Annotated in this window: 25 protein-coding genes; 23 read left to right on the top strand and 2 right to left on the bottom strand. The window is 42.5% G+C overall.

All coding sequences use genetic code 11. From position 1 onward, the window contains the following. Positions 1 to 4: 4 nt before the first annotated feature. Positions 5 to 1,006 carry a UDP-N-acetylglucosamine 4,6-dehydratase (inverting) gene (gene pseB / locus AAEU31_RS00895; protein WP_421966169.1) on the bottom strand — a complete coding sequence of 334 codons (1,002 nt, stop codon included), beginning with the start codon at positions 1,004 to 1,006 and terminating at the stop codon, positions 5 to 7. Positions 1,007 to 1,199: 193 nt separating this feature from the next. On the opposite strand from pseB, the gene AAEU31_RS00900 reads away from it, so the two are divergent. Both AAEU31_RS00900 and AAEU31_RS00905 read left to right on the top strand, forming a co-directional pair. Then, a complete protein-coding gene (locus tag AAEU31_RS00900; RefSeq protein WP_421966170.1) occupies positions 1,200 to 1,985 on the top strand; it encodes a flagellin N-terminal helical domain-containing protein in 786 nt (261 codons plus the stop codon). Between the two features lie 141 nt (positions 1,986 to 2,126). Next, on the top strand, positions 2,127 to 3,566 hold the full coding sequence (locus AAEU31_RS00905) for a sigma-54 dependent transcriptional regulator (protein ID WP_421966171.1): 1,440 nt from the start codon (positions 2,127 to 2,129) through the stop codon (positions 3,564 to 3,566). Between the two features lie 53 nt (positions 3,567 to 3,619). Here the strand turns inward: AAEU31_RS00905 and AAEU31_RS00910 are convergent, their stop codons facing one another. After that, positions 3,620 to 4,207, bottom strand: coding sequence for a DNA-3-methyladenine glycosylase I (locus tag AAEU31_RS00910; RefSeq protein WP_135923855.1), 588 nt, complete (start codon positions 4,205 to 4,207; stop codon positions 3,620 to 3,622). Between the two features lie 128 nt (positions 4,208 to 4,335). Between AAEU31_RS00910 and AAEU31_RS00915 the strand changes: the two genes are divergently transcribed. From AAEU31_RS00915 to AAEU31_RS01015, 21 genes are all read left to right on the top strand, one after another. Further along, positions 4,336 to 5,448: a sensor histidine kinase gene (locus AAEU31_RS00915; protein WP_135923856.1), complete on the top strand. Its 1,113-nt coding sequence runs from the start codon at positions 4,336 to 4,338 to the stop codon at positions 5,446 to 5,448. Beyond that, positions 5,445 to 6,848, top strand: a complete 1,404-nt coding sequence (locus AAEU31_RS00920; RefSeq protein ID WP_135923857.1) for a sigma-54-dependent transcriptional regulator — start codon at positions 5,445 to 5,447, stop codon at positions 6,846 to 6,848. The genes AAEU31_RS00915 and AAEU31_RS00920 overlap by 4 nt, the downstream gene beginning before the upstream one ends. Positions 6,849 to 7,017: 169 nt before the next feature. Further along, complete coding sequence (fliE, locus tag AAEU31_RS00925) at positions 7,018 to 7,350, top strand: flagellar hook-basal body complex protein FliE (protein ID WP_135923858.1); 333 nt, start codon at positions 7,018 to 7,020, stop codon at positions 7,348 to 7,350. 20 nt (positions 7,351 to 7,370) lie between these two features. Beyond that, positions 7,371 to 9,086: a flagellar basal-body MS-ring/collar protein FliF gene (gene fliF, locus AAEU31_RS00930; RefSeq protein WP_135923859.1), complete on the top strand. Its 1,716-nt coding sequence runs from the start codon at positions 7,371 to 7,373 to the stop codon at positions 9,084 to 9,086. Beyond that, the gene (gene fliG / locus AAEU31_RS00935; protein WP_036970138.1) at positions 9,079 to 10,119 is read left to right on the top strand and encodes a flagellar motor switch protein FliG; all 1,041 of its coding nucleotides are present in this window, start codon (positions 9,079 to 9,081) and stop codon (positions 10,117 to 10,119) included. The genes fliF and fliG overlap by 8 nt, the downstream gene beginning before the upstream one ends. Positions 10,120 to 10,122: 3 nt before the next feature. Continuing rightward, complete coding sequence (gene fliH / locus AAEU31_RS00940; RefSeq protein ID WP_135923860.1) at positions 10,123 to 10,941, top strand: flagellar assembly protein FliH; 819 nt, start codon at positions 10,123 to 10,125, stop codon at positions 10,939 to 10,941. Positions 10,942 to 10,973: 32 nt separating this feature from the next. Next, on the top strand, positions 10,974 to 12,293 hold the full coding sequence (gene fliI / locus AAEU31_RS00945; protein WP_421966304.1) for a flagellar protein export ATPase FliI: 1,320 nt from the start codon (positions 10,974 to 10,976) through the stop codon (positions 12,291 to 12,293). Further along, on the top strand, positions 12,293 to 12,748 hold the full coding sequence (gene fliJ, locus AAEU31_RS00950) for a flagellar export protein FliJ (protein WP_063706592.1): 456 nt from the start codon (positions 12,293 to 12,295) through the stop codon (positions 12,746 to 12,748). The genes fliI and fliJ overlap by 1 nt, the downstream gene beginning before the upstream one ends. Before the next feature lie 100 nt (positions 12,749 to 12,848). Then, a complete protein-coding gene (locus tag AAEU31_RS00955; RefSeq protein ID WP_421966172.1) occupies positions 12,849 to 15,062 on the top strand; it encodes a flagellar hook-length control protein FliK in 2,214 nt (737 codons plus the stop codon). Between the two features lie 75 nt (positions 15,063 to 15,137). Then, positions 15,138 to 15,659, top strand: coding sequence for a flagellar basal body-associated protein FliL (gene fliL / locus AAEU31_RS00960; RefSeq protein WP_135923863.1), 522 nt, complete (start codon positions 15,138 to 15,140; stop codon positions 15,657 to 15,659). 9 nt (positions 15,660 to 15,668) lie between these two features. Beyond that, on the top strand, positions 15,669 to 16,760 hold the full coding sequence (gene fliM, locus AAEU31_RS00965) for a flagellar motor switch protein FliM (RefSeq protein WP_135923864.1): 1,092 nt from the start codon (positions 15,669 to 15,671) through the stop codon (positions 16,758 to 16,760). A 22-nt stretch (positions 16,761 to 16,782) separates the two neighbouring features. After that, entirely contained in the window at positions 16,783 to 17,184 is a 402-nt protein-coding gene (gene fliN, locus AAEU31_RS00970; RefSeq protein WP_135923865.1) for a flagellar motor switch protein FliN, read from the top strand. Further along, a complete protein-coding gene (gene fliO, locus AAEU31_RS00975; RefSeq protein ID WP_135923866.1) occupies positions 17,181 to 17,564 on the top strand; it encodes a flagellar biosynthetic protein FliO in 384 nt (127 codons plus the stop codon). Before fliN ends, fliO begins: the two co-directional genes overlap by 4 nt. 4 nt (positions 17,565 to 17,568) lie before the next feature. Then, on the top strand, positions 17,569 to 18,309 hold the full coding sequence (fliP, locus tag AAEU31_RS00980; protein WP_421966173.1) for a flagellar type III secretion system pore protein FliP: 741 nt from the start codon (positions 17,569 to 17,571) through the stop codon (positions 18,307 to 18,309). 40 nt (positions 18,310 to 18,349) lie between these two features. Beyond that, positions 18,350 to 18,619, top strand: coding sequence for a flagellar biosynthesis protein FliQ (gene fliQ, locus AAEU31_RS00985; protein WP_054553264.1), 270 nt, complete (start codon positions 18,350 to 18,352; stop codon positions 18,617 to 18,619). Beyond that, on the top strand, positions 18,620 to 19,399 hold the full coding sequence (fliR, locus tag AAEU31_RS00990; RefSeq protein WP_135923868.1) for a flagellar biosynthetic protein FliR: 780 nt from the start codon (positions 18,620 to 18,622) through the stop codon (positions 19,397 to 19,399). Positions 19,400 to 19,408: 9 nt separating this feature from the next. After that, positions 19,409 to 20,539, top strand: a complete 1,131-nt coding sequence (gene flhB, locus AAEU31_RS00995; RefSeq protein ID WP_135923869.1) for a flagellar biosynthesis protein FlhB — start codon at positions 19,409 to 19,411, stop codon at positions 20,537 to 20,539. A 71-nt stretch (positions 20,540 to 20,610) separates the two neighbouring features. After that, the gene (gene flhA / locus AAEU31_RS01000) at positions 20,611 to 22,722 is read left to right on the top strand and encodes a flagellar biosynthesis protein FlhA (RefSeq protein ID WP_421966174.1); all 2,112 of its coding nucleotides are present in this window, start codon (positions 20,611 to 20,613) and stop codon (positions 22,720 to 22,722) included. Positions 22,723 to 22,742: 20 nt separating this feature from the next. After that, positions 22,743 to 24,224, top strand: coding sequence for a flagellar biosynthesis GTPase FlhF (flhF, locus tag AAEU31_RS01005; protein WP_421966175.1), 1,482 nt, complete (start codon positions 22,743 to 22,745; stop codon positions 24,222 to 24,224). After that, a complete protein-coding gene (locus AAEU31_RS01010) occupies positions 24,217 to 25,077 on the top strand; it encodes a MinD/ParA family ATP-binding protein (protein ID WP_135923872.1) in 861 nt (286 codons plus the stop codon). Before flhF ends, AAEU31_RS01010 begins: the two co-directional genes overlap by 8 nt. A gap of 26 nt (positions 25,078 to 25,103) precedes the next feature. Further along, positions 25,104 to 25,814: an RNA polymerase sigma factor FliA gene (locus AAEU31_RS01015; RefSeq protein ID WP_135926251.1), complete on the top strand. Its 711-nt coding sequence runs from the start codon at positions 25,104 to 25,106 to the stop codon at positions 25,812 to 25,814. Positions 25,815 to 25,847: the final 33 nt, after the last annotated feature.

Here is a 25,847-nt window from a genome sequence, read left to right on the forward strand (position 1 = left end):
GGTATTACAGTAACGCTTGAACATTGAAGTTTTTAATCTGTTCAATGCTCATATAATCTGGGTTATCTAAAGAGTTATACTCGAAGCCTTGGGCAACTTGCTCACCTTTTTCACCAAGTGCGTTCACCGTAAAATCATTACTACGACTACTAAATGTTATACCCGGGGCGATGACAAAGTGGTCGTTATATTCGTAAGTTTCAAAACATAAATCGGCAGGACACATAACTTCATGTAACTTTTCACCAGGACGAATGCCGATAATTTTAACTGGTAAATCAGGAGCCATGGCTTTGGCAAGATCAGTAATACGAATTGAAGGGATCTTCGGCACGAAAATCTCACCACCCAGCATACGCTCAAAATTAGTTAGAACAAAATCAACACCTTGTTGCAGGCTTATCCAAAAGCGGGTCATTTCTTCATGAGTAATCGGAATATGGTCACGGCCTTGGTCGATAAACTTTTGGAAAATAGGCACTACAGAGCCACGCGAGCACACTACGTTACCGTATCTTACTACTGAAAAGGTTGTTTTATGGCCGCCAGCAATATTGTTAGCGGCAACAAATAGTTTGTCTGATGCAAGCTTCGTTGCGCCATATAAGTTGATTGGGTTCGCTGCTTTATCAGTCGACAGTGCAATGACTTTTTCTACGTTATTATCAAGGGCTGCATCAATGACGTTTTCAGCACCATTAATATTAGTTTTGATACATTCCATTGGGTTGTATTCAGCGGCAGGAACTTGTTTTAATGCTGCTGCGTGAATCACATAGTTCACGCCGCGCATGGCACGGCGAAGTCTTTCTTTATCGCGTACATCACCAATGAAATAACGCATACACGGTTGGTCAAACTCTTGCTGCATTTCAAACTGTTTTAGTTCGTCCCGAGAGAAAATAATGATTTTTTTAGGTTTAAAGCGTTCTAATAACGTTTTGACGTATTTTTTACCGAATGAACCGGTACCACCGGTAATTAAAATTGTTTTATTGTCGAACATAGTGTTACCCGAGTTATTTATCATTGGCGTTTGATACGCAAAGTGAGAATTTTGACACAATTCTCAGTAATTTAACTATTAACTAATACACTAGCAAGTCAGATGCCAAGTTAATTTATCTAAACCATGGTACAAAGTACAAATTTTGGCAAATTAAGCTATAATTTAAGCAATCGGTTTGTCGGAGGCCGCCATGAAAATTCAATCACCCAATACCGGGTTTTTAAATCAGACTCAGCAAACAGGTAATAAGCTTGCTGAGCAATTAGCGTCAGGTAAAAAAGTAAACTCAGCAGCAGATGATGCCGCTGCACTGCAAATTATTGATAGATTAACATCGCAGCAAGATGGTTATAGCCAAGCTATCAACAATGCCTACGATGGTATTTCTTATTCACAAGTTACTGAATCAAACCTATCAGGTGTAAATGATGCAGTATCACGCATTAGAGAGCTGTCTATCCAAGCGGGTAACGGTGCGCTCACAGATACTGACAGAGCAGCACTTCAAGAAGAAGTGTCACAATTGCAAACGCAAATTTCAGAAACATTTGAAAATGCGACATTTGCTGGCAAACCTTTATTTGATGGTGAGCAAGTGTCGTTTCAGGTTGGTCCTGATGCCAACACGACGCAATCAGTAACGCCATCTGATGGCAGTATTGCTTCTGTGATTGCGGGTATTGATATATCTACCCAAGCAGGTGCGCAAGCGGCCATTGATATCAGCGATCAAGCTGCTGAAGAGATTAATAATCAGCGTGCTGAACTTGGTGCTTTTCAAAACACCTTGGCGAGTACGATAAAAGGTTTAGGTAACCAGCGAGAGAACATTGCTGCGAGTCGAAGCCGCATTGAAGATACTGATTACGCAAAAGCAGTGTCTGATCAAGTAGCTAACGATATTTTGTCGCAAGCTTCAATCGCTTTACGTGGTCAAGCGAATCGTTCAGCAGAATCTATCCTAGGTTTGCTTTAATACTTTAGTCTTGTTTTTAGGCGTTAAGTGACTATTTTTTGGCGTTGATGTCAATAAATTGCCGCTTAGCGCTTGCATCCCTCCTAAACTCGCTTACAATTTAACATTAACAAACCCCGTGGTAACTGTGGTTCGCCAATAATGATCTTAATTTTAGACAATAATAATAATCGTGCGATAGGTTTACATGCAGCACTTACCTTCATTGGTGAAACTGCACAATTAGTTGATGAGACTACATTACAGTCTTTTTGTGAAAAACATCAACAGCAAGAATGTATGGTCATTCTTGGTGCTTTACAGCAGCTAAATCACGAGGCTGTGATCAAACAGTTTCCTGCCATTCCGTTTTTATTAATTGGTGAAACACTCAAACCGTTACTAAGCATTGCAAATGTAGTAGGTTTAATTTGTGAGCCATTTAACCATGATGTAACTACTCAGCTATTGCATGATTGTCAGCAATATCAGCGCATGCTACCGGGTGACCATAAACAAGCTAAATCTAACAAATCATTTGATGGTTTAGTAGGTGAAACCGAAGCTGTTAAAGATGTGCGCTTTTTAATTGAGCAAGTAGCAAAAACCGATGCCAATGTGCTGATCTTAGGTGAGTCAGGCACAGGTAAAGAAGTTGTTGCACGCAACGTTCATTTACTATCTAAACGAAATAGCGGGCCATTTGTGCCAGTAAACTGCGGTGCTATTCCTGGTGAATTACTTGAAAGTGAGTTATTTGGTCACGAAAAAGGGGCGTTTACTGGGGCAATTTCAGCGCGAAAAGGGCGTTTTGAATTAGCACAAGGCGGTACACTGTTTTTAGATGAAATTGGTGACATGCCACTGCAAATGCAGGTTAAGCTTTTACGAGTATTACAAGAGCGCAGTTATGAACGAGTAGGTGGGACAAAGCCTATTCAAGCTGATGTACGAATTATTGCTGCAACTCATCGTAATCTTGAAGAAATGATTGAAAAGGGCGACTTCCGCGAAGACCTTTTTTATCGCTTAAACGTGTTTCCAATTGAAAACCCTTCGCTAAGTGAGCGTGCTGACGACATTCCTCTACTTTTAAAAGAGTTAATGCGCCGTGTGAATGAGCAAAGTGGCACAACAGCAAAATTCACCGAACGGGCAATTCAAAGCTTAAAAGAGCATGCATGGCCGGGAAATATCCGTGAGCTAGCCAACTTAGTAGAGCGCATGGTCATTATGTTCCCTGATAAAGTGGTTGATGTGCCAGACCTACCAGCTAAATATCGTTACATTGAGGTCGAAGCCTATGAGCCTGAGTACCCTGAAGAGCTGATGGAACGAGATGCTTTCAACGATATTTTTAGCACAGGCTTTAGTGATTACGAAGACGAAGAGCTTGATACGCCAGCAACAACGGTTGACTCTGGTTTATTACCCGATGAAGGCATTGAGCTGAAAGAGTACCTTGCTGAGCTTGAAATCAGCTTAATTAGCCAAGCATTAGAGCGCTATGATTATGTCGTAGCGCGTGCGGCTGAAATCTTAGGTGTACGCCGTACAACTCTCGTTGAGAAGATGAAAAAGTATAACCTATCGCGAGATTAACTCGCGGTAGGTTTAATGCTCTCTACATAAAGCATGTTTCTGCAGATTTGCGGCTAATATTCACTCACGATTTCGGCTTTTCTAAAACAATCATTACTGTGATCATTCACCATACCGCAGGCCTGCATGTGCGCATACACAGTCGTTGGGCCTAAAAACTTAAAACCACGCTTTTTTAAATCTTTGGCAAATGCTGTGGAGGCTTCAGTAATAGCCGGGTAATCCTCTAGTTTATCTAGGTTGTTTACCAAAGGCTTACCACCTACAAACTGCCATTGGTAGTTTGAGAAACTACCAAACTCTTTTTGAATTTCAATAAAACGCTGCGCGTTATTGATAGTCGCGGCGATCTTGGCTCGATTACGAATAATGCCATCAAACTGCATTAACCGCTCGACGTCGTCCTCAGTCATTTTGGCAACCTCTTCAACAACAAAGTTTTTAAAGGCGCTGCGATAGCCATCACGCTTTTTAAGTATGGTATACCAACTAAGCCCGGCTTGTGCTGACTCTAAGGTTATAAACTCAAACAAACGGTGATCATCATATAATGGCACCCCCCATTCTTGGTCGTGGTAGGCCACATAATCTTCTTTGCTGGTGTCGAGCCACGGGCAGCGACAGTGGTGTTCTTTTTGCATTGTTCCCTCGCAAATGTCATTTTTTTGTCGGTGTTTATTTTGACTTTAATTTATTGAAATAAAACAAAAATAATTATGGTATGAATTGTGCATTTAGCTGTGTAGACACGATTTTTTGAGTATCGATTATGGCCTTGGCACATGTATTAAAACCACAATTTATCACAGCTAATCAATATAACCCATGCTTACAGCAAGAAGAGTATGTTGGCGAGTTGAGTGAGCTTCGCCAGCAAGCTAGTTGGCTAAGTCATTTAGTGCATACTATGCCTGCGGGCGTTGTGGTTTTAGATGGTCGAGGCATGATTGCAAAAGCAAATCAAATTGCTATTGATATGCTGGGTGAACCGCTTGAAGGTGAAAAATGGTTTAGCGTTATTCAGCGCTCATTTCGACCAAAGCAAGATGATGGTCATGAGGTATCACTCAAAGATGGGCGTTTAATAAAGCTTGATATTACTGCGCTTGCACCTGAGCCAGGGCAGTTAATTTTAATGACAGATTTAACGGAAACTAGGCGTTTACAAAAGCGAGTAGCACATATGCAGCGCTTAAGTGCGCTTGGTAAAATGGTTGCTTCGCTTGCTCATCAGGTCAGAACGCCGTTGTCAGCCGCCATGCTTTATGCCGCAAACTTGGGTTCAAAGCGTTTACCAGAAAGCTCGCGTGGTAATTTTCATACTAAATTAATGTCACGTTTAAAAGATTTAGAAACCCAAGTAAATGACATGCTGTTATTTGCAAAAAGTGGCGAACAGCAAGTTGTTGAAAGTGTCTCGATGCAACAGTTACTCAATGAAGTAAAAGCGGGGGCGGATGCAATGGTTGCACAAAACCAAAGTACCTTAGCTGTTAACTTGCCAGAACCAGACATTGAGATTGTGGGTAATAAAACCGCACTTGCCAGTGCGATTCAAAACTTAATTCATAACAGTATTCAAATAATTGGCAAACATGCAGAAGTATCGCTTAGTGCTGAGCGCGACACCGCAAATGATAACAGTGTTCGCATCAGTGTAAGTGACAACGGTCCAGGCGTAGATATGAGTCAGGCCGAGAAATTATTTGAACCTTTCTTTACTACAAAAAGCCAAGGCACAGGCCTTGGACTTGCTGTTGTGAGTTCAGTCGCTAATGCGCACCAAGGACGGGTTGAAGTGACTAATAATGCCCATGGGGGGGCATGTTTTAGCTTGATCCTGCCAATAAGTGCAGAATTTACGTCAGCGGAGGCAAAATGAATACGAACGCAATTTTAGTCGTTGAAGACGACGCAGGCTTACGAGAAGCTTTGATTGATACACTCGAAATGTCAGGAATTGATTGCATCGCAGCAGATAGTGCTGAGCAAGCAATGGTGCTGTTAAAACAAGGCACGTATTCATTAGTGGTCAGCGATGTACAAATGGGCGCGATGAGCGGTCTTGACCTATTACGCAGTATTAAGCTCAACTACCCTGAACTACCTGTACTTATGATGACAGCCTATGCCACTATTGATGATGCTGTAGAGGCAATGCGCTTAGGTGCGATTGATTACATGGCAAAACCATTTGCCCCAGAAGTATTGCTTAATATGGTCAGTCGTTATTTACCCGAAAAGGAAAAAGAAACAGACGGGCCAATTGTTGCTGATCCATCGAGTATTAAGTTACTCGAACTTGCGAGCAAAGTAGCGCGTTCAGATGCCAGTGTTATGGTACTTGGCCCAAGTGGCTCAGGTAAAGAAGTGTTAGCCCGCTATATTCATGATAAATCGAATCGTGCAGATGCTCCCTTTGTTGCCATTAACTGTGCCGCTATTCCTGAAAATATGCTTGAAGCAACCTTATTTGGTTACGAAAAAGGCGCGTTTACCGGTGCCATCCAGGCCTGCCCTGGTAAATTTGAACAAGCACAAGGCGGTACCATCTTACTTGATGAGATCACCGAGATGGATTTAGGTCTGCAAGCAAAATTACTGCGTGTACTACAAGAGCGTGAAGTAGAGCGCTTAGGCGGCCGTAAAACGATTGAGCTTGATGTTCGTGTCTTAGCTACGAGTAACCGTGATTTAAAAGAAGCGGTTAGTGAAAATCTATTTAGAGAAGATTTATATTATCGCTTAAATGTGTTCCCGCTGATGTGGAAACCATTAGCAGAACGCCCGGGCGACATTGTTGTATTGGCAGAGCATTTAATTGAGCGCCATTGTCTGAAAAGTAAAGAACCCATTGCTATGTTGACCGAGTCAGCTAAGCAAAAGCTGCTAACACATGCTTGGCCGGGTAATGTGCGAGAGCTTGATAATGTTATTCAACGTGCGCTGATATTATGTGATGGTAACAGCATTCATGAAGATGATGTCTTCATTGAAGAGTTACTAACGGTAGAGATAAAGTCAGTTGCTACGCCACCGCACAATGCACCAGTGTATCAAGAGCAACCCGTTGAAGTTAATTTAGATACAGTGCCACAGGTGAGTGAGCAAGGTAATTACAAAGACGAGCTTAAAGACAAAGAGCATCGTATTATTTTAGAAACCCTCGCACGCTGTAATGGTAAGCGAAAAGAGGTGGCTGAGACCTTAGGTATTAGCCCCCGCACCTTGCGATATAAGCTAGCGCAGATGCGCGATCTTGGGATTGCACTGCCAGCCTAATCCCCCTTCCAAAACAGTGTCAAACAAGCTCACAGCATGTGGGCTTGTTTGCTGTCAAAACTCTGACAAGCAAAATAAACGGTGTAAGCCATTGAAAATGTTGGTTTTATTTTGTGGCACGGTTTGTGCTTTATCAGTTTATAAGTAAACTGTATTGTCAGAGAGTATTATGAAAGTTCAAAACAGCGCATTATTTCAAGAAATGCAATCTATGGCCCTTGAAGCTAGCCGTAGTAACTCAATTACAAATTTACCAACTCAGACACAGCCTACATCAACGGCACAATTTGGTGATCTACTTACCAATGCATTAGATACAGTGAATGGCTTGCAACAAGAAGCCAAGCAAAAAGTGACGGCTCTTGAAATGGGTGATCGCAGTGTATCGCTTGCAGATGTGATGATTGCTTCACAAAAATCATCAGTTGCATTCGAAGCAACGGTACAGGTTCGTAATAAACTTGTTGAAGCATATAAAGAAATCATGAACATGCCTGTGTAACTAGGTAGTGGAGAATTATCGTGGCGCAATCTAATCAATCAACTGATCTAGCCCTAGCAGGCGGCGGTATCGATTCTACCGATACTGATGATCAACAAGAGCAAAAGTCAGGCTACTTAAGTGCCTTAAACGGTGTAGATGTTTTACGCCAGGTTACTTTAGTGATTGCTTTGGCAATTTGTTTGGCTATCGCAATTTTTATTATCATTTGGGCACGTCAGCCAGATATGCGTCCGCTTGGTAAAATGCCAACGGAAGAGCTTATTCAAACGCTAGACTTTTTAGACGCGCAAAAGATTGATTACGAACTCGATGGTAATGTCATCTCTGTTGAAGAAGGTGAATACCAAAACATTAAGCTATTGATGGCTCGTGAAGGCCTTGAGCAAGCGCCAAGCTCAGGCACTGACATCATCATGCAAGATATGGGCTTTGGTGTAAGCCAACGCCTAGAACGTGAACGTTTAAAACATGGTCGTGAGCAACAACTTGCTCGCACTATCGAAGAGCTAAAAAATGTTACTCGCGCCAAAGTACTTTTAGCTATTCCAAAAGAAAACGTATTTGCTCGTCGCGAAAAACAACCTTCAGCTACAGTGGTTTTAACACTTAAACGCGGCCGTACGCTTGATGGTGAAGAAGTTGACTCAGTGGTTGATATTGTTGCCTCAGCGGTACAAGGTTTATCGCCAGAGCGTGTTACTGTTACCGATCAAAATGGTCGCTTACTAAACTCAGGCTCACAAAACTCACTCGCTGCACGTTCTCGTAAAGAGTATGAAATAGAGCGCAAGCGTGAAGAAGAGTACTTAAATAAAATCGACAGCATTCTCATTCCAGTGGTTGGTTTAGGTAACTACACTGCGCAAGTTGATTTAAATATGGACTTTAGTGCAGTAGAAGAAACTCAAAAACGCTATAACCCTGATTTACCAGCAGTGCGAAGCGAAACGACTTTCGAAGAAAATAACATCGGCGGTCTTGCTGTAGGTATTCCTGGTGCGCTTACAAATCAGCCACCTGCAAACTCGAATATTCCTGAAATTGCAGGTCAAGGCAGTGCAGGCTCAGCGACTAACCCTAGCCGTTCTCACAAAGAAGCAACACGCAACTACGAGTTAGATACCACGATTTCTCATAAGCGTCAGCAAACAGGTGTTATTCGTCGTATTAGCGTATCAGTCGCTGTTGATTACGTACCAGAAGTTGGTGAAAACGGTGAAACGACTATGGTGCCTCGTTCTGTCGAAGCATTGTCAAATATTCGTCGTTTACTACAAGGTGGTGTAGGCTTTGATATGCAACGTGGTGATGCACTTGAAGTAGTCACAGTTCCGTTTGTTCGTGAAAACACAGAAATGGCGATTGAAGTGCCGCTGTGGGAACAAGACTGGTTCATGAAAATGCTTCGCTTAGCGTTAGGTGCCTTGGTTATTATCGTACTTATCTTGGCTGTTGTTAAACCAATGCTGAAACGCTTAATCTACCCAGACGATACACTTGAAGAGTATGATGAAGATGCGTTAAGTGCGGGTGTAGATATTGGTGATAGCACGCTAGATATGCTAAATAAAGACTTTGACTCTGCTGCTGTAGGATTCTCAAGTGATGGTACACTACAGCTGCCAGATTTACATGGCGATGAAGATTTACTCAAAGCAGTTCGTGCATTGGTTGCTAATGAACCAGAACTGTCTTCTCAAGTGGTGAAAGCGTGGTTAACTGAAGATGACTGATCAAGAACAAAAACAACTACCACCGGCGTTTGATGTTGATAAATTAGACGGTGTCGATAAAGCAGCTATTTTATTGCTGAGTTTATCGGAAGAAGATGCTGCGCAAATTCTAAAACATTTAGAGCCTAAGCAAGTACAGAAAGTAGGTATGGCGATGGCGGCGCTGGATGATTTATCACAAGCGAAAATTAGCGCTGTTCACAACTTGTTTATTGAGCAAATTCAAAGCTTCAGCACCATAGGTTTCCAATCTGAAGACTTTATCAAAAAAGCGCTTACAGCGGCACTTGGTGAAGATAAGGCTGCCAGCCTTATTGACCAAATTGTTATGGGCTCTGGCGCCAAAGGCCTTGATTCACTGAAGTGGATGGACTCAAAGCAGGTAGCGAATATTATTCGTAATGAGCACCCGCAGATCCAAACTATTGTTTTATCATATTTAGAGCCTGAGCAATCAGCTGAAATCTTGTCGCAATTTCCTGAAAAAGTGCGCTTAGATTTAACCATGCGTATCGCTAACCTTGAAGAAGTTCAACCAGCAGCACTCCAAGAGCTAAACGAAATCATGGAGAAACAGTTCGCAGGTCAAGCAGGTGCGCAAGCTGCGAAAATGGGCGGCTTGAAAGCAGCGGCAGATATCATGAACTACCTAGATACCAATATTGAAGGTCAGTTGATGGATTCGATCCGAGAGCATGACGAAGAAATGTCGCAACAAATCCAAGATCTCATGTTTGTATTTGAAAACTTAATGGATGTTGAAGACCGAGGCATTCAAGCAATTCTTCGTGAAGTACAACAAGATGTACTTATGAAAGCAATTAAAGGAACAGATGAAGCACTGAAAGAGAAGATTTTAAGTAACATGTCGAAACGTGCTGCTGAGCTATTAGCAGATGACCTTGAGGCGATGGGACCTGTGCGTATTAGTGAAGTTGAAGCTGCACAAAAAGAAATCTTGTCGACAGCACGTCGTTTAGCTGACTCAGGCGAAATAATGCTTGGCGGCGGCGGTGGTGAGGAGTTCCTATAAACCATGTCTAAACCTTCTTTACATAAAGGTCGGCCAATTCACCCTAGTGAAGCAGTGGATGAACTTCTTGAAAACTGGCCAATTCCTGATGTTGCACAAGACACCAGAAAGTTGGCTGGACGTTCAACTGCCTATGGTACGCCTTTAGCTGACATGTACCGCAAGGAGCGTCAAAAACAAGCGGTAGAAGAACAGCCCGAAGAGCCGGAAATTCCTGCTCTGACCATGGCAGAGCTTGAAAAAATTCGCCAAGATGCTTACGAAGAAGGGCTTAAGCAAGGTCATGAGCAAGGTTATATTGATGGCTTTGAAAAAGGGGCTCATGAAGGCAAAGAAGCAGGCTTTAAAGAAGGCGTTGAACTAGGTAAAGAGCAAGGTCAAGAAGAAATAAAGCCAATTTTAGAAGAGCAGTTAACCACACTGAGAAGTTTGCTTGATAGCTTATCTCAACCATTAGCAAAAGTTGATGAAAGTGCAGAGAAGCAGTTGGTGCAGTTAGCGGTCATGCTAACTGAGGTATTAGTTTACCAAGAAATTAAAACCTCACCAGAAGTCATCTTGCATGCATTAAAGCAGGCCATTGACGCATTAGGCGAAGAACAAGCGAAAGTACGTATTCACTTACATCCTGATGACATAGCATTAATTACACAAAGCTATGGCGAACAAACTATTGCAGATAATCATTGGCAGTTAGTTGCAGAGCCAACCTTAGAACGTGGTGGTTGTGAAATCAAAACCCCGCAGTCATCTTTGGATATGACAGTTAAAACCCGCGTCAAAGAAACGTTGGAAAACTTTTTGCATAGCAGTGGTATATAACATTTATTAGGCTCTTTATGAGTACTCACGCAATGACCCTTAGCGATCGCTTAAAACGCTACGAAAAACATATCAAAGCCCCAAAACCAGCTGTTGCTGGTATTTTGACGCGTGTTGTTGGTTTAACACTCGAAGCGAAAGGGCTCAGAGCGCCGGTTGGCAGTCAATGTAAAATTGAGACGATAAATGGCTTTGTTGATGCAGAAGTGGTTGGCTTTAACGACCAAACTTTGTATTTAATGCCCAATGACCATATTTCTGGTGTACTGCCTGGGGCACGAGTGATCCCACAGATGAATGAAACTGGTTTACCTGTGGGTATGAGTTTGCTTGGGCGTGTCGTTGATGGTCTTGGTCGTCCACTCGATGGTTTAGGGGCGATTAATGCTGAGCACCATCTTAAATTTGCTCAAAATTCCATAAACCCCCTTGCAAGACGTCCAATTAGCCAGCCTATGGATGTAGGTGTACGGGCTATCAACTCTGTTATTACCGTAGGTCAAGGTCAGCGTATGGGGCTATTTGCAGGCTCTGGTGTTGGTAAGTCAGTGCTACTTGGGATGATGACACGTGGCTCTGAGGCTGATGTGATTGTGGTCGGTTTGGTGGGTGAACGCGGCCGCGAGGTAAAAGAATTTATTGAAGAGATTTTAGGTGTTGAAGGTCGTAAACGTTCAGTTGTAGTAGCTGCACCGGCCGATGCTTCACCTTTAATGCGTTTAAAAGGTTGCGAAAGTGCAGTAACCATTGCTGAATATTTTCGTGATCAAGGCCTTAATGTTTTGTTGTTACTGGACTCTGTTACCCGTTATGCCATGGCACAACGTGAAATCGCTTTAGCGGTTGGCGAGCCGCCTGCAACCAAAGGTTACCCGCCTTCAGTATTTGCTAAACTGCCTGCGCTGGTGGAGCGTGCTGGTAATGGTGGTGAAGGGCAAGGTGCGATTACGGCATTTTTCACCGTGCTCAGTGAGGGCGATGATATGCAAGACCCAATCGCTGACTCTGCCCGCGCTATTTTAGATGGTCACATTGTTTTATCTCGGGATTTAGCCGACAGCGGTCATTACCCGGCTATTGATATCGAAAAATCAATTTCCCGTGTTATGCCGCAAGTGGTCTCTGAAGCGCATATGCAACAAGCGCGAGTGCTTAAGCAAGTGTATTCAATGTATCAACAGAACAAAGACATGATCACGTTAGGGGCCTATCAAAAAGGCACCGACCCTATGCTCGATCAAGCAATCAATATGATGCCGCGAGTCAATCAATTCCTTCAGCAAGGCATGAAAGACGTTATTAGTTATGATGATGGTCTGCAAGGTCTAGCGCAGTTATTAGGACAAGGTTAATGGCTAAAAGTAAACTTGATTTATTGTTAAAGCTTGAGAGTGATAAAGAAGAGTCTTTACGCATGGATTACTTAAAAGCGCAGCAGCACTTACAAAGTAATCAACAAAAACTGCAAGGGCTGAATAACTTTCGCATGGAGTATTCTCAGCAGTTACATTTGAAAGGGCGCTCAGGTTTGTCTAGCGCTGGGTTTAGCCAATACCATGCCTTTATTGCCAAAATAGAAGAAGCGATTCGCCAGCAAGCAAGCACTGTTAATACTGCTAAGCAAGTTGTTACGCAGCGCAAAGCCTTGTGGTTAAAACAGCAAGTGAAAGCAAAAGCGGTGGCAAAGTTAATTGAGAAACAAGCTGAAAAGCAAGCGATGCTAGTGGCGAAAGCGGAGCAAAAAATGTTGGACGAATTTGCTTCAAATCAGTTTTATCAACGTCAGCTTAAAAACGCACTTCTCTAAAATCCTTACCTTTTTAGGCATGTTAATTGCATTTACTTAATCAGAAGCATTAATTTTGGCACTTGCGGCGGCAAATTGCCTCTTTCTTTTTAGGTGAATTATGGCGATCAGTGATATCAATTTGCAGGTTAAAACTGAGCAAGGTACTGGTTTTTCTAGCAAAGAGACGGAGTCTTACGATACAGCTTCAGGGTTGCGCTTTTTAACGTCATTAACAGAAGCAAGTGAAGCGGCAAATGCCCAAACAACCTCTCAATCTAAAAATGACAACGAGTATTCTCGTCTTGAAAAAAGTGAGCAAGAGTCTGAAGAGCTGACTGTCGATACAGACTATGACCACGAATCAGCCACAGCAGATGAAAGCGATAGCAAAAAGAATACGAGTGAGACTGTAACAAAAGAGCAAGATGAGTCACAAACAGACTCAAGCCTAAATGAAGAAAACTCATTACTTTCGCAAATTAATGCAGCCCAAGCGATGAGTACACGGGTTAATAAACTTATTGAAGATAATGAGTTAGGTGATGATGTAACTGCTAAAAAGCCAGTCTCTGGTGATTCTGTTACCCCAATAATTCCATCACCAATGAACTCTATGTCTGATGCTGATAAGTCTGCTGGCAATTCTGATATCAACAATACTGCTGCGAGCGTATTACATAAATCAAAAGTTGCGACAGCTGTCGATAATCAGTTAAAAGCTGGTACTGAAATACCGCAGAAAGATGCAAAAACGTCTGATAGTGATAGCCCATTAATTGATAAAAAACTAACTGTTTCTGCAGCTGATACGCCAAATACAGTGCCGCAACAGTCCGAATCAGCTAAAGAGACAAAAGCAAACCTCTCGGAAAAAAATAGCCTTAATAGTCTGTTAAAGGCTACGGGAGAGGCTGATGCTCAAAAACCAACATCAGCACAGCTCGCCGCTCAAAATAACCAAGCTAGTGTCGCCAGTTCAGTGGTTGCAGAAGTCACTAATGCCAAAACTGTTTCCTCTACAGAGCAAAACCTTGATTCACCTAAAGTTAACCAAGGGGTAGAAAATTCTGTAACAGATAAATCAATTATCAGTTTGTTTGCTAAGGTGCAAAGCGGTGATGGTAAAGCTGTTAGTGAATTTGCAAAAGGTTTATCACTTACCCACGAGGAGCAACAACAGCTTGAACAACAAATTAATCAGTTAAAGACAGATCACAAGTTAGACTCAAAAGACGCTGAAACTATTAAAAACTTGCTTACAGAATTGATGAACAAAACTACGCCGTTGCAAGTCACGCAAAATCAAGCCTCACAATTAACGGCTGATGAGTCGCAAATACAGCAAGGTGTTAAGTTATCTGAGCAAAAAACAAGTGACTTTAAATTGCCTGTAGGTGTTGAAAAGCAACTGGCTGCATTGACAAAAGATGAGCAACAAGCGCTGTTGAACAAGGTTAATGCACAACTACAAATAGTCACAGCTGGTACTAGCCAATTTGAAAAACTAACAGCAGCTAAGGCTTGGCTTTCAGAGGCTGTTAACACTAACGAGAAAACAAATCTAACTACGCCGGTTACTTCAGCCAATGCAAGCGCGGTAGAAAATAGTAATACAACACCTACGCGAGCTGAAAAGTTAGCCCCTGCGGTAGGTAACGTAAATAATTCTGAAGAGTCATCAGCTGAGCGAGATATTAAGCTTAATGCTGAACGGTCGCAGGAGGTTAGTACCCCGCGAGTTACTCAGTTATTAAATCAGTTAACGTCGCCTGTGGCGACGTCGATTCAGCCAACAGCACATGATATTGCTCAGCATCATCATGAAAATGCTTTAGATGCGCATATTATGCAGACGCAAACAACTCAGCAAGCACAGAGCAAATCGGTGAGTGTAGATCCTGGGGTTATGCAAGCGATTAATATCATTAAAAGTGATGCCGCGAAAATGCTTCAGGAACGAGTCAGTGCTTTGTTAAATATTAATAATAAAGAAGCTGAAATCCGTCTTGATCCGCCTGAAATGGGCAGTATGCAAATACGTATCCGCAGTGACGCAGAGCAGGCACAAATAAACTTTGTAGTACAAAACCAGCAAGCTAAAGAAGCGCTTGAACAATCTATGCCGCGACTACGCGAAATGCTTGCTCAGCAGGGAATAGAGCTAGGTGAAAGTAGTATTCAGCAGGGTAGCCCTGAGCAGCAGGATGGAGAGCCTGGTCAAGGCCAGTTAGCTGGTAATCAACACAATGAAGAGCAGCAACAAGAGGTAACAGCACAAAGTGCAGAAACTTCTCGACAACAATCTTCATCATCAATAGATTACTATGCATAAGTCCTGCTATTATAAGAAATAAAATAGTTACAATGAGTATATTTCCTAATTGTTGTAACGCTTAAGGAAGTGACAATGGCCGAAGAAGCAAATTTAGAAATAGAAGATACAGGTAAAGGTAAAAAGAAGCTCATAATTATCATTGCTGCGGTCGTTGTGATAGTGGCTGCTGCAGCAGGCTACTTTTTATTTATGGGTGGTGAAGAACCAGTAGAAAGTCTTGCCGACGAAACAACGGCAGCAGAAGCCGCGGCACCTTCAAGTTCTGCTGAAATTGGCTCTGCTTTGTATGTTGCTATGCCTCGTCCTTTTGTTTTCAATGTACCGGGCGCTAGTCGTGACCGTATTGTGCAAATTAAAGTGCAGCTTTTAGTACGTGGCGAAGTAAATGAAGAAACGGCTAAAAAGCATATTCCACTCATTGAAAGTACCTTATTAAGCGTACTGTCAACTACGACAGCGGATGAGCTAGGTACCAGTGAAGGTAAAGAGTCTGTTCGTGTTGCAGCACTTGAAAAAGTGCAATCTGCTTTAAATGATGTGGAAGGCAGCAAAGTGATCGAGCGGGTACTGTTTACCGGCTTTGTGATGCAATAAGGGGTCAGCGTGAGCGATTTATTATCTCAAGACGAAATTGATGCGCTCTTACATGGTGTTGATGAAGTCGATGAGGAAGATATTCACGAAGGTGATGACTTAGACAGTAATACACTGCAATATGATTTTTCTTCACAAGATCGTATCGTACGTGGTCGAATGCCGACGCTGGAAATCGTGAATGAACGTTTTGCGCGTCACATGCGCATTAGCTTATTCAATATGATGCGCCGCACCGCTGAAGTCTCGATTAACGGCGTACAAATGATCAAATTCGGTGAATATATTCATACCTTATTTGTTCCTACAAGCTTGAATATGGTGCGTTTTCGTCCGTTAAAAGGCACAGGGCTTATCACCATGGAAGCACGCTTGGTGTTTATTTTGGTTGATAACTTCTTTGGGGGTGATGGTCGTTACCATGCCAAAATTGAAGGCCGCGAATTTACCCCAACAGAACGCCGTATCGTGCAAATGCTGCTAAAAATTATCTTCGAAGATTATAAAGAAGCATGGGCGCCGGTAATGGATGTGTCGTTTGAGTATTTAGACTCAGAAGTAAACCCAGCCATGGCCAATATCGTTAGCCCAACAGAAGTGGTTGTTATCAGTTCATTTCACATTGAACTTGATGGCGGTGGTGGTGATTTTCACATCGCATTGCCTTACTCAATGCTTGAACCTATCCGTGAATTACTTGATGCCGGTGTGCAATCAGATACAGAAGATACTGATTTACGCTGGAGTAAAGCGCTGCGCGACGAAATTATGGATGTTGAGGTTGACTTATCAACACAGCTTCTCGAAATAGATTTAACGCTACAGCAGATTATGGAGCTTAAAGCGGGTGATATTATTCCGGTTGAAATGCCAGAGCATATCACTGTGTTTGTTGAAGAGTTACCGACATTTAGAGCAAAAATGGGCCGCTCTAGAGATAATGTTGCTCTACAAATTAGCGAAAAAATTAAACGCCCTGAATCAGTTAAGTCTGAGCTTCATGTGTTCACAAAAGGTGGCAAAAAACTGGATTCAGATGCAGAATTAGCAGAACTAGAAGAAGATCTACACCTTTCTGATGGTGTCGATTTAGACTGGTAGTCGATTTATAAGGTTAAATATAATGAGTGATGATCAAGATACAATGGACGAATGGGCTGCGGCCTTAGCCGAAGCTGAGGAAGCCGAAAATGCCACAAGTGATGCTTCTGTGGCAGAGCTTGATGAATTAAAAGATGAAAGGCATGAGCTCTCAAGTGACGAAAAACGAAAGCTTGATACCATCTTAGACATTCCGGTGACTATTTCGATGGAGGTCGGTCGTTCAAAAATCAATATTCGTAACTTATTGCAATTAAACCAAGGTTCTGTGGTTGAACTTGATCGGGTTGCAGGTGAACCGCTTGATGTGTTGGTTAATGGTACGCTAATTGCGCATGGTGAAGTGGTCGTTGTAAACGACAAGTTTGGTATTCGCTTAACGGATGTGATTAGCCAAGTAGAGCGTATTAAAAAGTTACGATGAACGCACTTATCGCTTTATCGAGTGCGTCGAGCACTGTGTTTCCAACGGCATCACCGACGGCAGATCTTCTGTCTATGGTGATGTCTTTGCTTTTGGTGTTGGTTGTTATTATTGGATTGGCCTTTTTTGTAAAAAAGCTTAATCCGAATCTCGCTAACAGTGATGAGTTTAAAGTTGTCCGAAGTTTACCGTTAGGCTCACGTGAGCGATTAATGGTGATTGAAATTGATAACGCTCAACACTTAATTGGTGTGACACCTCACAGTATTAATTACTTACATAAGCTTGAAACACCCTTAAAAGAAAAAGAATTGCCAGAACTAGCAAAACGATTTGGCAAACTATTAAACCCACAATCACCTTCTAATAAAAAGAATTAACGCTATGATCAAGTGGCTCGTTATTTTAGCAAGTGTGTTGTTTTTACCTTCCGTCAATGCAGAAGGTGTCGAAGCGCTCACTATCACCACTAACCCTGATGGCTCGCAAGATTACTCGGTAACGCTGCAAGTGTTAGCGATCATGACTGCGCTGAGCTTCATTCCTGCCGCAGTCATCATGATGACCTCATTTACACGTATCATAGTTGTACTTGCTATTTTGCGTCAGGCTATTGGTTTACAACAAACACCATCGAATCAAATATTGCTTGGTATGTCATTGTTCTTAAGTGTTTTTATAATGGCTCCTATCTACCAGCAGGTAAACGAACGTGCAATTGAGCCTTATTTAAATGAACAGGTTACTTCTACACAAGCATTGGAGCTTGCAAAAGAGCCAATGAAAGCTTTTATGCTCTCGCAAGTTCGCATAAAAGATTTAGAAACCTTCGCAAAAATTGCCGGCTACGATAAATTAGATTCACCAGAAGATACTCCGCTAATTGTTTTAATTCCTGCGTTTGTTACCAGCGAATTACAAACGGCCTTTATCATTGGTTTTATGTTTTTCATCCCGTTTTTGATAGTTGATTTAGTTGTCGCCTCGGTATTAATGGCCATGGGTATGATGATGCTCTCACCTATGATTGTATCCTTACCCTTTAAGATTATGCTGTTTGTGCTAGTAGATGGTTGGAGCCTTGTGATGGGCACACTGGCGAAGAGCTTTGGGCTTGGGGTGTAGCCATGCAATTACAAGCACATAATTAGGTAGGAGAGACAAAATGGAACCAGAAATTTTTGTCGATATACTCAGTGACGCGCTGTTTTTAGTCATAAAGTTAGTGTCTGCAATCGTGGTGCCAGGCTTATTAGTTGGTCTTGTAGTGGCAGTTTTCCAAGCGGCAACATCAATCAATGAGCAAACCTTAAGCTTTTTACCGCGTTTGTTAATTACCATAAGTGCACTTATTATCGGGGGCCATTGGTTTACTCAAGAGCTTATGGATTACTTTACGCGTTTAGTGATGTCGATACCGGAGATTGCAGGCTAAATGGAGTTTCCATTTGCAGTCATAATTCAATGGCTCAGTGATTTTCTACTGCCGTTGGTCCGCATAAGCTCAATGATCATGATTATGGCTGGTCTTGGCGCGAAAAACGTTCCCACACGAATTAAACTAGGTTTAGCTATTGTAGTAACGTTTGTTGCTGTACCTATGTTGCCGCAGGCAAGCTTTAATAATCTTTTCTCATTTGAAATGATATTAGTCGTGATACAGCAAATGCTGATTGGTGTTGCGATTGGCTTTGCTTCAGTCTTACTGCTCAATACCTTTGTTCTTGCCGGACAAATACTAGCAATGCAAACCGGTCTTGGTTTTGCGTCGGTCGTTGACCCGTCAAACGGTATGAATGTTCCAGCAGTGGGCCAGTTTTATCTCATTTTGGCTACTTTGCTGTTTTTTGTGTTTAACGGTCATTTGATGATGATTCAAATGGTTATTCATAGCTTTGAGGTATTGCCAATCGATGGTAATTGGTGGGCGGTGGATCATTACTGGGATATCGTTACTTGGGGCGGTTGGATGTTTACCACAGCCTTAGTACTTGCCTTGGCGCCACTAACAGCTATGCTGGTTATTAACATGTCGTTTGGTGTAATGACCCGTGCAGCACCGCAACTTAATATCTTTTCCATAGGTTTCCCGTTTACTCTTGTAGCTGGTCTTGTGATTATTTGGGCAACGCTTGGTAACTTTATGACTCAGTTTGAGTTTCAGTGGTTAAAAATGGTTGAGTTAATGTGCAGCCTTGTTGGTTGTACACCTTAGGAGCGAGCCATGGCTGAAGATTCAGGTCAAGAAAAAACCGAAGAACCCACCGGGAAAAAAATAGAAGATGCCAAGAAAAAAGGCCAAGTAGCGCGCTCAAAAGAGCTCGGCACTATGTTTGTACTTATTTTCTCAGCAATTTCGTTACTAATTTATGGTCCTGAAATCGGCAAAGGTTTGTACAACATTATGGGCCGATTATTGAGCCTGAACCGCAATGAAACCTACGACACCACTAAAATGTTCTCTGTGTGGGGAATTGTTGCTGATGCGTTGATTTTCCCTATGGCGATGTTCGTTTTTATCATTGTCATTGCTGGTTTTATAGGAAATACCTTGCTAGGCGGATTTAATTTTAGCTGGGAAGCCGCAGCACCAAAAGCGAGTAAAATGTCGCCTGCAAAAGGTATTAAACGTATGCTTGGCCCTCAAGCTGGCGTAGAGCTTGTTAAATCCATTTTGAAGTTTGCAGTGGTTGCAGGCTTTGCGGTGTTTTTAATTAATACCTTTTTTGATGAAATACTTCATTTGAGCCAAGAAAGCGCACCCAGTAATTTTATTCATGCGCTTGAGATCCTCTCTTGGATGTTTTTAGGATTGACCTGCACGTTGATAATCATCGCAGCGATTGATGCTCCATATCAAAGCCACAAGCATCATAAAGAGCTGAAGATGACCCTACAAGAAGTAAAAGACGAATACAAAAACTCAGAGGGTGACCCACAAATTAAAGCGCGTATTCGCCGTACGCAGCGTGAAATGTCGCAAAGGCGCATGATGCAAGATGTCCCCGATGCCGATGTTATTGTTACCAACCCGACTCATTACTCTGTGGCGCTAAAATATGATACAGCCAAAGCGGGTGCGCCTATTGTGCTTGCTAAAGGGGTTGATGAACTTGCTATGCAAATTCGTAAGGTTGGTAAAGGAAACGATGTGCCTATTGTTGAGTCTCCAATGCTTACTCGTGCGCTTTATCACACCACCGATGTGGGCCAGCAAATTCCGGATCAGCTGTTCACTGCAGTTGCTCAGGTTCTCGCTTATGTATTCCAGTTAAAACGCTTCCAAAAAGGACGTGGTAAACGGCCTGTTCCACTCGACAAAAAGTTACCGATTCCAGATGGTTACAAATATTAATTCCTAGCCATATAACTTGGAATAGTTATTGCAAATTCCGTGTAGTGTCAATTTTTTGAAATTGTTGAATTATGGAATTTAAAGCGGTATTACAACAACTTAACAGAGATAAAAAAGAATATGCTAAGGGTGTCGGTACGCCACTGCTGGTACTTGCAGCCTTGGGTATGGTTATTTTACCCCTGCCTCCATTTCTTTTAGATATTCTTTTTTCGTTTAATATCGCGTTAGCTCTAGTGGTGTTACTTGTTACTGTGTACACCATGAAACCGCTTGAGTTTGGTATGTTCCCAGCGGTACTTCTGATTGCAACCATCATGCGCTTAGCACTGAATGTAGCCAGTACCCGTGTGGTATTGCTTGAAGGTCATAATGGTGGGGACGCTGCGGGTAAAGTAATCGAGGCCTTTGGCTCGGTGGTTATCGGTGGTAACTATGCGGTTGGTTTAGTCGTCTTCCTTATTCTTATCATCATTAACTTTGTGGTTATCACCAAAGGTGCTGGCCGTATTTCTGAAGTGTCAGCTCGTTTCACCCTTGACGCAATGCCAGGTAAACAAATGGCAATTGATGCTGACTTAAACGCTGGTTTTATTAGTGCTGAGCAAGCCCGTGAACGTCGTGAAGAAGTAACTCGCGAAGCCGATTTCTATGGCTCGATGGATGGTGCGAGTAAATTCGTAAAAGGTGATGCGATTGCTGGTATTGTCATCTTGGTTATTAACATTGTTGGTGGTTTATTTGTTGGTATGATCCAGCATGATCTTACTTTTGGTCGTGCAATGGAAGTTTACACTCTTCTAACCATTGGTGATGGTCTTGTTGCGCAATTACCTTCGCTATTATTATCAATCGGCACCGCGATTGTTGTAACCCGTCAAAATGAATCGCACAACATGGGCGATCAGTTTAAAACGCAATTGGGTAATGAAAAATCGTTATTCATTGCCTCTGGTATCCTAATCATTATGGGCTTAGTACCGGGCATGCCACATATTGCATTTTTAAGCTTAGGTGCATTGTTAGGTTATTTAGCGTATTACACGCAACAACAAAAACTTAAAGCTGCAGCTGAGAAAGCAGAGCAAGAAGCTAATGGCGGTGCAACGGGTACAGGTGTTGCTAACAAACAAGAACAAAAAGAACTTGGCTGGGATGATGTACAGCAAGTTGATGTGATTGGTTTAGAAGTAGGTTATCGCTTAATTCCACTTGTTGACCAATCTCAAGGTGGTGAACTGTTAAATCGTATCAAAGGTGTGCGTAAAAAGCTGTCTCAGGAACTTGGCTTCTTGGTACCTCCTGTGCACATTCGCGATAACTTAGAACTTGACCCTAACGCTTACAGAATCACGATGATGGGTGTTTCAAGCGGCGAGGGCGAGCTTAAGCATGGCGATGAGCTCGCGATCAATCCTGGTCAAGTATTTGGCCCAATCAAAGGCTTGGCTACTAAAGACCCTGCATTTGGTTTAGATGCGGTATGGATCAAACCAGATCAAAAAGATGAAGCGCAATCATTAGGCTACACCGTAGTCGACTCAGCAACTGTTGTTGCGACTCATATTAGTCAGTTACTTACTAATAGTGCAGCGTTACTACTTGGCCATGAAGAAGTGCAAAACTTATTAGATATGTTAGCGAAGAGTCATCCTCGTTTGGTTGAAGGACTGGTTCCTGAAGTATTACCACTCACAACAATCGTAAAAGTGCTACAAAATTTACTAAACGAAGGGGTGGCAATTCGCGATATGCGCTCAATTGTACAGACCCTTGTTGAATATGGCCCACGTAGCCAAGACCCTGATGTACTAACGGCTGCAGTGCGAATTTCACTGCGCAGACTAATCGTTCAAGACGCCGTTGGTATGTCTTCAGAAATCCCTGTCATAACCTTGGCGCCTGAGTTGGAACAGATGTTGCATCAGTCACTTCAGAATGCAGGTGACGAAGGTGCCGGAATTGAGCCAGGCCTTGCAGAGCGACTTCAACAATCATTGAACGAAGCGCATCAAAACCAAGAAATGGCCGGTGAACCTTCGATACTGTTAACGTCAGGAATGTTACGTACTGTGTTATCTCGCTTCGTTAAGTACACCATCCCAGGTTTAAGGGTGATGTCTTACCAAGAGGTACCAGACGAAAGACAGATTAAGATTGTCAGCTCAGTAGGCCAACAATAGGATAGTAAAGGGGTTGAACCATGAAAATTAAACGTTTTTTTGCCAAAGATATGCGCACAGCACTCAAGGAAGTGAAAGACGAGTTAGGTGTTGATGCGGTAATTATGTCAAACAAAAAGCTAGCCAACGGCGTTGAAATCGTTGCAGCTGTTGATTATGACAAAGCAGCCCCGAAAGCAGAAGCAAACCCAGCGCCAGTGCAATCAGCACCTGCGCCACAGCATAACTTTATCAAACCAGAGCCAATGCGTGCCAAGCCTGAGCCGCAAGCAAAAGTTGCCGATAGCTTACAAGCGTTACTAGAGCGTCAAGCCCCACGCCCTCGTTCGCCAGAGCTGGCGTCAATGTTCAGTCAGTCTGGTATTGATACGAGTGAACACTATCAACCTAAAGAGCAAAGTTATGACCAACCTCGTCCTGAATATGCTCCAAAACCACGCTATCAAGAGCAAGCTGCTCCACGTATGCAAACACAAGCGCACAGTTTAGGTTTTGATGATGACTTAGACTCAGGGTTTGATGATCTAGATACACCTACAGAGCGCAAACAAGCAGCGCCGGCAAACCAATCTGAAATTGCGACAATGCGCGAAGAAATGAATGCCATTCGTCAATTACTTGAACATCAAGTATCAGGCTTAATGCAACAAGATATGGCGCGTCGCGATCCGACTCGTGCGTGTATGATTGACCGTTTAGCTGGTATGGGTATTGAGCGTGACGTTGCAGAGCAAATGGCCTGTTTTATTCCTGACGATGTATCACGTCAACAAGCTTGGCAAGCACTTCTGCAAATGGTTGAAAACCAAATGCATACAACGAATAACGAAATCCTGCGTCAAGGTGGTGTATTCGCTTTAGTTGGCCCTACGGGTGTTGGTAAAACAACCACTGTTGCAAAACTCGCAGCACTTGGTGCACAAAAATATGGTGCCGATAAAGTGGCGCTTATTACGACTGATACTTACCGTATTGGTGCCTACGAGCAACTTGCAACTTATGGCCGTATTATTGGTTGTGGTGTGAAGCAAGTAAAAGATGCCAATGAATTGGCTGAAGTGCTATACCATTTACGAAATAAGCGTCTAGTATTAATAGACACTGCAGGTATGAGCCAACGTGATTTACGCTTAACTGAGCAACTTAATACCTTAATGCGTAATCAGCGAGTTGATATTCGTAGTTATTTAGTGTTGAGTGCTACAGCACAAATTAATGTGCTACAAGAAACCGTAAGACACTTTAAAAAGGTTCAGCTAAGTGGCTGTATCTTCACTAAATTGGATGAATCGTTGAGTTTAGGTGAGATTATTAGCATAGCGATTCAAAATCGTCTGCCAATAGGGTATCTTACTAATGGTCAGCGTGTTCCAGAAGATATTCGCGTAGCGAATGCTGAAAAACTAGTGAAAAAAGCTGAACAATTGTATTTAAAACGAGCAAAAGCACAACATTCACGACGTCAAGCAGTAGCGTCGAACACAGTAGGGATGTATGATTAACACAGTATTAGATCAAGCAAGCGGCCTGCGCAAAATGAATCAAAATAATAATAGTGGCGTTAAAGTTATCGCTGTTACTGGCGGCAAAGGTGGTGTGGGCAAAACGAATGTATCACTCAACACTGCAATTGCATTAGGTCAGCAAGGAAACCGCGTATTAGTATTGGATGCCGATTTAGGATTGGCAAACTGCGACGTGATGCTTGGTTTACGTGTTGAACGTAATTTATCTCATGTTTTATCTGGCGAATGTGAGCTTGATGAAATTCTTGTAGAAGGCCCTGCTGGTATTAAAATTGTGCCAGCAACGTCTGGCTCGCAAAGCATGGTTGAGTTAACTCCTTCTGAGCATGCAGGCCTTATTCGCGCTTTTAGCGAATTAAACACCGAGTTTGATATTTTAATTGTCGATACCGCCGCAGGTATTTCGGACATGGTATTAAGCTTTTCACGTGCAGCACAAGATGTCGTTGTGGTTGTATGTGATGAACCTACCTCAATTACAGATGCCTACGCGCTTATTAAAGTGTTAAGCCGAGAGCATGGTGTATATAAATTTAAAATTGTTGCCAACATGGTGCGTAGCATGCGTGAAGGGCAAGAATTATTTGCTAAACTTTCAAAAGTAACGGATCGTTTTTTAGATGTTTCTATGGAATTAGTCGCAACGATTCCCTATGACGAAAATATGCGTAAATCTACGCGACGTCAAAAGGTTATCGTTGAGTTATTTCCAAACTCACCAGCAGCGGTGGCGTTTAAAACATTAGCAACGAAAGCAGTTAAGTGGCCGATCCCTAACCAACCGTCTGGTCACTTAGAATTTTTTATTGAGAAACTAGTAAACGGCTAACTATGACAACATCGGTGAATAAAGCGATGGGATATCAATCAGCACAGAATTTAAATGCGATTGTTGAAAAGCACGCCTCTTTAGTCAAAAAAGTGGCGTGTCATTTGATTGCTCGTTTACCTGCTAGTGTTCAGCTCGATGATTTAATTCAGTCAGGCATGATCGGCCTTATTGAGGCGTCAAAAAACTTCGACGCTAGTAAAGGTGCAAGTTTTGAAACCTTTGCAGGTATCAGAATTCGCGGTGCAATGCTTGATGAAATCCGTCGAGGCGATTGGGCACCACGCTCTGTGCATCGAAATGCACGTCTAGTCGCAGAAACAATTGCTGAATTAGAAAGTACCCTAAACCGCGAGCCCAAAGACACAGAAGTTGCTGAAAAACTTGATATTACACTAGATGAGTACCATCATATTCTACATGACGTTAATTCTAGTAAAGTATTAGGTATCGAGGATTTAGGTGTTGATGAAGACGTAATAACACCAATGGGTCATGATTTAGCACTAGACAAACCGTTTAATAACGTTAAAAATGAGCGGTTTAACCAGTCTCTATTAACGGCTATCCAATCGTTACCAGAAAGAGATGCCCTTGTTTTGTCTTTGTATTACAACGATGAAATGAACTTGAAAGAAATAGGACACATACTCGATGTTAGCGAGTCGCGTGTGAGTCAAATACATGGTCAGGCGATGATTAAGCTCAAAGCAAAAATCAATGACTGGATTAATTAGTAGTAAGTAAATATAGGTTCAAACCTCACCGGA

The sequence above is a fragment of the Pseudoalteromonas thalassia genome (assembly GCF_049257215.1).
Taxonomy (GTDB): Bacteria; Pseudomonadota; Gammaproteobacteria; order Enterobacterales; family Alteromonadaceae; genus Pseudoalteromonas; species Pseudoalteromonas lipolytica_C.